The 8266-nt window shown below is 41.5% G+C and carries 9 protein-coding genes; 5 read left to right on the top strand and 4 right to left on the bottom strand.

All coding sequences use genetic code 11. The annotated features are described in order from the left end of the window. The 4 genes from SCJ97_11185 to SCJ97_11200 form a co-directional block, all read right to left on the bottom strand. The coding region (locus SCJ97_11185) for a DUF3788 family protein (protein MDW7740597.1) at positions 1-327 on the bottom strand (327 nt) is incomplete at its 3' end. Next, positions 315-935 (bottom strand): methyltransferase domain-containing protein, encoded by a 621-nt coding sequence (locus tag SCJ97_11190; GenBank protein ID MDW7740598.1) that lies wholly within the window; start codon positions 933-935, stop codon positions 315-317. The genes SCJ97_11185 and SCJ97_11190, both read right to left, overlap by 13 nt. 359 nt (positions 936-1294) lie before the next feature. Beyond that, entirely contained in the window at positions 1295-1471 is a 177-nt protein-coding gene (locus SCJ97_11195) for a hypothetical protein (GenBank protein MDW7740599.1), read from the bottom strand. A 24-nt stretch (positions 1472-1495) separates the two neighbouring features. After that, entirely contained in the window at positions 1496-1780 is a 285-nt protein-coding gene (locus SCJ97_11200) for a hypothetical protein (protein ID MDW7740600.1), read from the bottom strand. 443 nt (positions 1781-2223) lie between these two features. Here SCJ97_11200 and SCJ97_11205 point away from each other — a divergent pair, with 443 nt between their 5' ends. From SCJ97_11205 to SCJ97_11225, 5 genes are all read left to right on the top strand, one after another. Next, positions 2224-3444: an acyl-CoA dehydrogenase family protein gene (locus tag SCJ97_11205; protein MDW7740601.1), complete on the top strand. Its 1221-nt coding sequence runs from the start codon at positions 2224-2226 to the stop codon at positions 3442-3444. A 521-nt stretch (positions 3445-3965) separates the two neighbouring features. Beyond that, positions 3966-4583: a hypothetical protein gene (locus SCJ97_11210; GenBank protein ID MDW7740602.1), complete on the top strand. Its 618-nt coding sequence runs from the start codon at positions 3966-3968 to the stop codon at positions 4581-4583. Beyond that, on the top strand, positions 4576-5457 hold the full coding sequence (locus SCJ97_11215) for a nucleotidyl transferase AbiEii/AbiGii toxin family protein (protein MDW7740603.1): 882 nt from the start codon (positions 4576-4578) through the stop codon (positions 5455-5457). The genes SCJ97_11210 and SCJ97_11215 overlap by 8 nt, the downstream gene beginning before the upstream one ends. 68 nt (positions 5458-5525) lie before the next feature. Continuing rightward, a complete protein-coding gene (locus SCJ97_11220) occupies positions 5526-7148 on the top strand; it encodes an amidohydrolase (GenBank protein ID MDW7740604.1) in 1623 nt (540 codons plus the stop codon). Between the two features lie 90 nt (positions 7149-7238). Further along, entirely contained in the window at positions 7239-7721 is a 483-nt protein-coding gene (locus tag SCJ97_11225; protein ID MDW7740605.1) for a DUF456 domain-containing protein, read from the top strand. Positions 7722-8266 lie beyond the last annotated feature (545 nt).

An 8266-nucleotide genomic window follows, 5' to 3' on the forward strand; every position in this document is an offset into this window, starting at 1 on the left:
CTTTGTTGATTTGATTTTCTGCTTCATTTCTTCACTAATCTCTAATTGATATAATTTTTCAAAGTACTTCTCTGGAAAATATACAGCTGCTTGCATATATCCCTTCCATGCCGACATCCATACTATGGTTCTTTTCTTTTTTTGCACTTTACATAACCATGCTTTTCCATCACGATAATATCTCCACTCATATACCATTTCATTCTTGTTAAACATTTCTAGCAGCATGGTATATGCTTCATAACTACCACCTAAAACTGACCGCAGTACATTTTCGTCAGGATAAATACTTTCATCTCTTAACTCAATGTTATTTATCGTTTCCATCTTCTCACCTCTAATACACTTTTTTTGGCCTCGATAATTTTAATAATACTCAAGAGCAGAGGGTCGGTGGTAATATTGGTAAATCCGGCTTTTCTTACAAAAATATCGGTATCGTGGGCGATCTGTTCACCGGTCAGGCGGTAAATCGGTTCGGATAGGGAGCTGATCAGACTTTCCAGTTTTCCTTTTGGGCGGACATGTTCCAACAGTAAAAGCTGTCCGCCCGGCTTCAGAACTCTTCGCAGTTCCTTAAGACCCCGGAGAGGGTCAGCCAGCTGACAGAATAAAAAAGTAGTAACTGCGCTGTCAAAAGTATTATCAGGAAACGGCAGGTCTTGAACATCTCCTAATACAAACCTAGCCTTTGCTCCACTATTCCGTGCTTTGTGGCGGGCTCGTTCCAAAAAGTATTCATTTTTGTCGAGGGCTGTTATTTCGTAATCTGACTGGTAAAACGGGATATTTAAACCTGTCCCTGCTCCTGCCTCTAATATGCAGGGAGGCTTTACTTTATTCCAAAGCCGGCGCCTCCAATTCTTGATCAACAGGGGATCAAGTGTCTGCATGAACAAGTCATATGTGGCTGCAGTAAATGCACTATCCTTCATTAAATTCTCCTAATTAATGCAATCGGCGTTGCATTTAAGACTGCATTTACAAAATTGAAAAACAAAAAAATGGATTGAATTCATAACTTTTTGTAATTTACCTTCTACTAATGGAATAAAAGAATTCCATAAACTCCATCTGGGAAAATCTACTAACGCCTCCCAAATACGATCAGGGGTTGCCTCTATACCTATCCATGTATCAATAGTTCTTGTAAGCATCATCTTAAAATACCTCCCTCAAGTTACGTGATATGAAGCTGTTTCATGTCTCATTCTTACGGCTATTTCGATGCCAATTTGTCTTTTATGAGGCTCTTAATCGGCTTCTACTAGAAGGGTAATATGCGACATGTCAACTATTCTAGTATTCTATTAATGTCATCTATGAATTGAGTTGCCTTATTTCCGATTTGTTTTTTAAGTTCTTCAGGATGATCAAAGTCGGGTTGTTCAACCAGGATTGCCTCAATAATTGAATCCACTCCAGGCATAACCTGTGAAAGCTTATATCCCCCAATATCTTTAAGGCTCATAAACTTGATATAATGAGCCTGAATTTATCTGTTGTTTCCACTAAGCCAAACCTCAAACCTACTTTGTTCGTGTAAATAAACAATAGCAATTTTCAGCTTCTTGTTTCGTAAATCATCAGGAGTAAAGGCAAAGTATGTCATATCCATGTAACCATAATATAAGGCACTAACGGTATAATCTGGATGTAATTTCTTTAAATATATGCTCAAATCAGACATGAATTTCATGATATATTTGTAGGCTGCCTGAATCATCCCTTTGCTCAATTGGCTGTTATATTCCCGAATGATCTCTTTTGGTGAATTCATGACTTAACTCCTTTGGCCTGATTAATTATTTGAATGCCCTGTTTTGGCGGAAAATACTGCTTTATAATTCATGTTATGATTCTTCCTCAGAAAACTAAGAACGATGTACAAATTATACCCTAGAAAATGAATACTACCTAAATACCAGGTAAAATCATATATTCCTATTTCCGAACTTTTTTCGTGGAACCCCGATATTAATCTGCTATGAGTTTTAAATGTGTTTGGAGTCAGACTTGATATTTTCTGTCGGGTTAGCTTGACCTGCCGCAAAGGAGCAATGTATTATTAAAATAGAAAAAAGCAAAAACCTTGTCTGTTAACCCTAGCATTAACATAACTCCTTATCCACTATTCCAGGCAGAAACGCAAATCCTTATCTACAATAAACTTGCTGTGATAAAAAGCTTCGCATTGAAGTAAAAGGAAAGGTGGTTGTCAAAGTGTTTGATCATTTAGGTATAGAAGAAATCGCAAATGAAGAATATAAGCTGGTGCGAGCTATGGCAAAACAAATTGTTGAAAATGATATTATCCCGGTAAGGCAATATTTTGATAATGATATTCATCATTCAGAATATATTGAGCCCCTGTTTCATAAGATTCTCTTAGAATATGGGGTACAACCTATTCTTGTGTCAAAAAGGGCACCTTCTTTAGTTAGTAATTGCGGTTTTAATGAGGAAATAGCACGTGGCGATAGTGGAATTGCAGTGGCCTTGGCATGTACATCATGGGCAGTATTTCCCCTACAACACGAACCATACAAAAGAGAAGATCTGCTTAAAAAATTAACTGCAGTTTTTCGAGAAGACAAAATACATTTTGGTTGTTTTGCTATGACCGAACCGGAAGGTGGATGTGATATCGAAAATCTCCGGATAAAGGGTAGGACAATCCGTACCAAAGCGCGACTTGAAGGAAATGAATGGGTTATTAATGGAGTCAAGCAGTGGGCCAGCAATAGCGGGATTGCATCACTATACCTGACAGTATGCACTACTGCCCCCGATCTTGGTGATGATGGCATTGCCCTCATCTATGTACCTTATCCTATTGATGGTGTTACTTTTGGCAAGTTCGAGAACAAGGCCGGCATGCAGGCAGATAGAAATTGCACCATTTATTTTGATAATGTACGAGTTCCGAAAAGCTACCGGGTGGCTGGTCCCGGTGATGATGCTAAACTGCTGCATCAGAACCTGGTAGCAGGCTCAATTATCAGTGGAGCAATGTCAGTCGGATCTGCTCAAAATATAATAGAAATTGTATCCGATTATGCAACAAAACGCTTTGTAGCCGGAAAGCCAATAAAAGAACATAGTATAAATGCCGGAATTCTTGCAGATATGCTTATCGGTATTGAGACAGCAAGAACTTATGTGCTTAATACAGCTTATATGTTTGATCACCCTGATATCTATGGCGACCGCTGGTCAGCAGCGATGTTTGCCCGTGCTCGAATTGCTAAGGTATATGCTGCAGATGTGAGCGTGAAGATTGCCAATAAAGCGATGGAGCTGATGGCATCATTTGGTTATAGCCGAGAAGGTGCTATCGAGAAACATTGGCGGGACAATAAAATCATGCAACTCTGGCTCGGAGGGGCACAATTGGGCCGTCTTGATATTGCCAGATTCTGTTTTGATCTCCGTGAGCTATAAAAGTGTACAACGTCAGAACATATTGTACTATATTGCCAATCCTTAATATTTGTTTCCCTTACAGCATGGGGGTCCAGCAGCATGGGGGTCAGGTCTTGAAATATTACATTTTTCAGGTTGATTCTTCTTTATGGCCAGACTACTTAGTTTGATATCCACTACACTACAGTCAGTAAAACAGTAGGTTAATTTAGAAATGAAATATAAGTTTAGCAGTAATTAAATTTCTACATGGCCGGACCACTATTAAAATAAACCCTAGTTCGGGAAGGAAATTTGGCCTACTGGCCTGAATGCAGCTGTTTCTGCATTTTTTTAGTAAAACTCCCGCCTCGACTAATACTGAAATTAATGCGGCGAGTCCGGTTAACTTGATTGGGCGTTATAGCCTAGTTCCCGAACTGTGGAAGAAAGTATCTGCCGGCAACACAATCAGGTTGGAGGCAATAATGTGCCCGGAGATTACTGCTTGCTTTTCTCCGGATAGTATGATAAATTCATACTTAACGGAGGAAAGTGCTATGATTAAGTATGATCAGGTTTATCAGGACAAACTAGTTGTGAAGGAATCTTTGCAGGAATATGCATCGCCACGGTCAAAGCTGACGAGGATGTTGGATTCCAGACAGCTTTTGCATATTCGCCGCGGTCTTTATCTGGCTGGAAGTGAAACACCATTCTCGCTAAAAACGCTTGCCAACATAGTCGCCGGCCCATCTTATGTCTCTTTTGAATCTGCTCTTGCTTACTATGGTTTTATTCCGGAAAGAGTTCTTAATATCACTTCGGCAATCTATGGCAAGAATAAAAACAAAAGATTTAAGACTCCTGTTGGTACATTCTTATATCGCCATATCCCTGAAGCAGTATATTTCATAGAATATAGAAGACTGGAAGAAGAAGGCCACCCCTTTCTAATTGCTACAGCTGAGAAGGCAATTTGTGACACTCTTTACCAGCATCGCCAGGTTACAACTTTAAGCGGCCTCAGCAAACTGATCTATGACGATTTAAGGGTTGAGGCAGATAGTTTGAAAAGCTTAGATCTTGAAATTATTAAGGCTTTGGCACCAGGTTATGGCAAAAAAGTAACAAATGTATTTGCCCGTTGGCTCGAAAAGGAAAAATATAATGCATAGTGCTGTAAATGACATGTTAAGTAAATACAAATGTATAACAGCGGATGATTACCGTGAAGCGCTGAGAGAAATTATTCAGGAAATTGCCCTGCTCGGTCTCTATAGGAGTAACTTTTTTGATCGTGCTTGTTTTTACGGTGGAACTGCGCTGAGAATTTTTTACGGTTTGGACCGTTTTTCTGAAGATCTTGATTTTTCACTTGATAGTTCAGATTCGGATTTTACTCTTGATCCATACCTTAAACATGTAGTAAGCGAATTAAGTGCGTTTGGTTTTATAGTAGACGTAAGTAAAAAAGCAAAAAGCCTATCAACAGCGATTGAGTCAGCATTTATAAAGGCCGGGACTGAAATTCATTTTCTTAAGATAGGGTTGAGAGAAGGGTTATTCCCCCGACCGGCAAAGACTGAGAACCTAAAGGTAAAACTTGAAGTAGACACTAACCCTCCGGGCGAGGCTGAGTATAGCGTTAAGTACCACTTAAATCCTGTGCCATTTAATGTTCGCCTGATGGCTACGCCATACCTTTTTGCCTGCAAGGTTCACGCCTTGTTGTGTCGTGAATGGGGAGGGGGGAGAATTAAAGGGAGAGATCTTTACGACTATGTCTGGTTCATCTCACAGAAAACCCCGCTTCAAATACACTACCTTGCGGACAGGATGAAGCAGTCAGGGCATTTGGATGCCAGTACAGAAATTGATCGTGCAGGGGTTATAGGGTTTCTTCTCAACAAGTTCCGGGAGATTAATTACATTAAAGCAAAAAGTGATATATTCCCCTTTATTAAAGAACCTCAGCGCGTTGAAATCTGGTCGGAAGAATTTTTTACAGCTATTACTAGAGACCAGCTTATAATTGATTTTCATCGCTGACTGACGCTCTTATAAATAACTTTATATACACCGTGTATAAACATATATGGGACCCAGGAGGTTATATAATGAACGGCTTGCTAGTCCGAAACGCCAACATAATAACCATGAACCAGAAACAACCGCATGCCATAGCTATGGTTGTTGAAGAAGATAAGATTATATCTGTAGGTGATGGCAGGAACCTGGAACATTACGCAGCTAAAGGATTAGACGTTCTTAATTGCCGGGGTTATACTATTTTACCCGGCCTGATTGACAGCCATCTACACCTGATGTGGATGGGCCGGAACCTGCTGTGTCCACCGCTTAATTTAGGCGGGATAGATTCGATTGGTAAAATTGCAGATATAATCAAAGATGAGGTTGAAATAAGCGCTCCCGGGCAGTGGATTATAGCGGTGAAGCTTGATGAAGATCACCTGGTAGAGCAGCGTTCACTGAACAGGCATGATCTGGACAAAGTCAGCCCTGATAATCCGGTTGTTGTGCGTAAGGCCATAGAGCATTCGCTGGTGGCCAATACTGCCGCGCTGGAAAAGGCCGGGATAAACAAGGACACAGCAGAACCTGCTGGCGGACATATAGAGAAAGACAGTGAAGGTTCACCAACCGGAGCTTTATTCGAAAATGCGATGAAGCTGTTAGAAAAAGCTATTCCGCGTTTGACTCCCCTGGAGGAACGTGAAGCCCTGGCCCTGGCTGTTAAACAACTTTGTTCCCTGGGTTTTACATCGGTTGTTTCCAATGATGATTTTCCTGTTCTTACAGAACCGCTCCGGCTGCTTGAAGATCTTGATGCACTAGCCGGTGAACAGGGTTGGGCGCTTAGGTTAGCCTTTGAGCCGGATATCTCCAGGCTTGACCAACTGATCGAACAGAGAGAGCAGTTGAAGAGCTACCGGTTTGGCAAGATCGGGCCCCTGAAGATCTTTGCTGACGGTGCACTTTTTACCAGGTCTGCTGCCCTGGAAGAAGATTATGCAGATGAGCCCGGTAACAGGGGTATAGAAACTATTTCAAAACAAGAGTTGGAAGAGCTGGTTGCCAGAGCCCATGAAAACGGGTTTAGCGTTGCCGTGCATGCCATCGGAGACAGAGCAGTAAACAATGCCATTGGCGCTATTGAAAAAGCACAGCAGAAGCATCCCCGAAATGATCTCAGGCACCGCATCATTCACTGCAGCATGATTGATGAGGCTAACCTGGGAAAAATGAACCGCTTTGGCATAATAGCGGATATACAGCCAACTTTTTTTATTAATGAGTGGCAGTGGGTTCCACAGCGGATCGGCAGCAATAGAGTAAAAAAGGCTTACCTCGGCCGCAGCTTTCTTGATAACGGCGTTAATGTAATAGCCGGCTCTGATGCACCTTCTGAACCGGCAGATCCGTTTCGTTCAATCTACGGGGCTGTTAAGAGGCAGGATGTTTCAGGTAAACCTGAAGGCGGTTGGAAGCCTGAAGAAAGATTGGATGTAAAAGATATATTGCAGGCTTATACCAGGGCAGGCGCTTATGCCACCTTTGAGGAAGGATTGAAAGGTTCTCTTGAACCAGGCAAACTGGCAGATTTTATTGTTGTTAATAAAAACCCTTTGGAAATCAACCCGGAAGAGCTGTTGGATATAGAATGCCTTATGACTGTAATTGGCGGCAAGATTGCCTGGCGCTCTGAAAAAGTCAGCTAATTAACCTGTAGTTGCTCATGGCATCAATAAATAGAGGTGTTTGCAAATGAAGAAGATTACCGAATATAATTTAATATCCGGAGGTATTTGATGAGCGATACAATAGCAATTATCGTAGTTTCTATTTTCTTTTTAACCAGTCTGGTTGGTACTGTCCTGCCGATTATTCCAGAAGCGCCTCTGCTTGTCGTCGGTATAGTTATCTATGGTTTAATTGCAGGGTTCGATGAACTCAGTCTCTCCTTTTTTATCGGCCAAATAATTCTGGCTTTAGCCGTGATTGGAGTTGACTATCTGACAACTGCCATTGGCAGCCGATATTTTGGTGGCTCCAGGGCTGCCATGTGGGGTTCCGCTATAGGCTTATTAGTCGGATTACTATTTTTCCCGATCGGTCTTTTAATCGGGCCATTCCTCGGGGCCGCTTTAGCCGATTTTATCTTCAGACGCCGTACCGATCAAGCGATCAGATCCGGTGTGGGTGCTACCCTCGGGTTCTGGAGTGCATTACCTATAAAGTTGATTCTTAAGGGCATAATGATCGGGTGGTTTTTTATTAGAATATTTTCATAAATTTCCTTGACACTTCAGCAAACCTATGCTATACTTAACAAACTAGGTTCTAAGAAATTGGAAGGTTAGCCGTGTCTGACACAAAGGGAAAAACCAGCTGAAAAGAAGGGCGTAAGCTTTGATTGGAAACTGGAACTATCCAAGAGCGTCAGCATGTGGCAAGGCGCCAGAGTGGAAAGGCAAAAGTTAAGGGTGAAACTTTAACCAAGCCAGGAAACATTGGAGTACCTGCACGAAGGAATTTAAGGAACTGGTCAGAAGTTGGAAAGAGTTGTCTTTAGAGACGGTTGAGTACAGCTGTTGATGGTCAGCGAGGTTTATTCCCGAGGTGAAGCCTGAAGGTTTGTTGGAACCTAGTGTTTTTATGTACAAAATTATATTTGCCAAGCAAGGCAGGTACTTCATGAATATTTAAAGTAAAACTACATCTACTTAATATAAAACCCCATATTGGGGTTTTACCTCTACTTGAGGGGTAATAATCAGGCTGGCATGGAAAAAGAAAGGAGCCTTACTATGGTGCAGGAAAAGAAAAAGCTGCGGGT

Source organism: Bacillota bacterium, assembly GCA_033549065.1.
GTDB lineage: Bacteria > Bacillota > Dethiobacteria > DTU022 > DTU022 > JAWSUE01.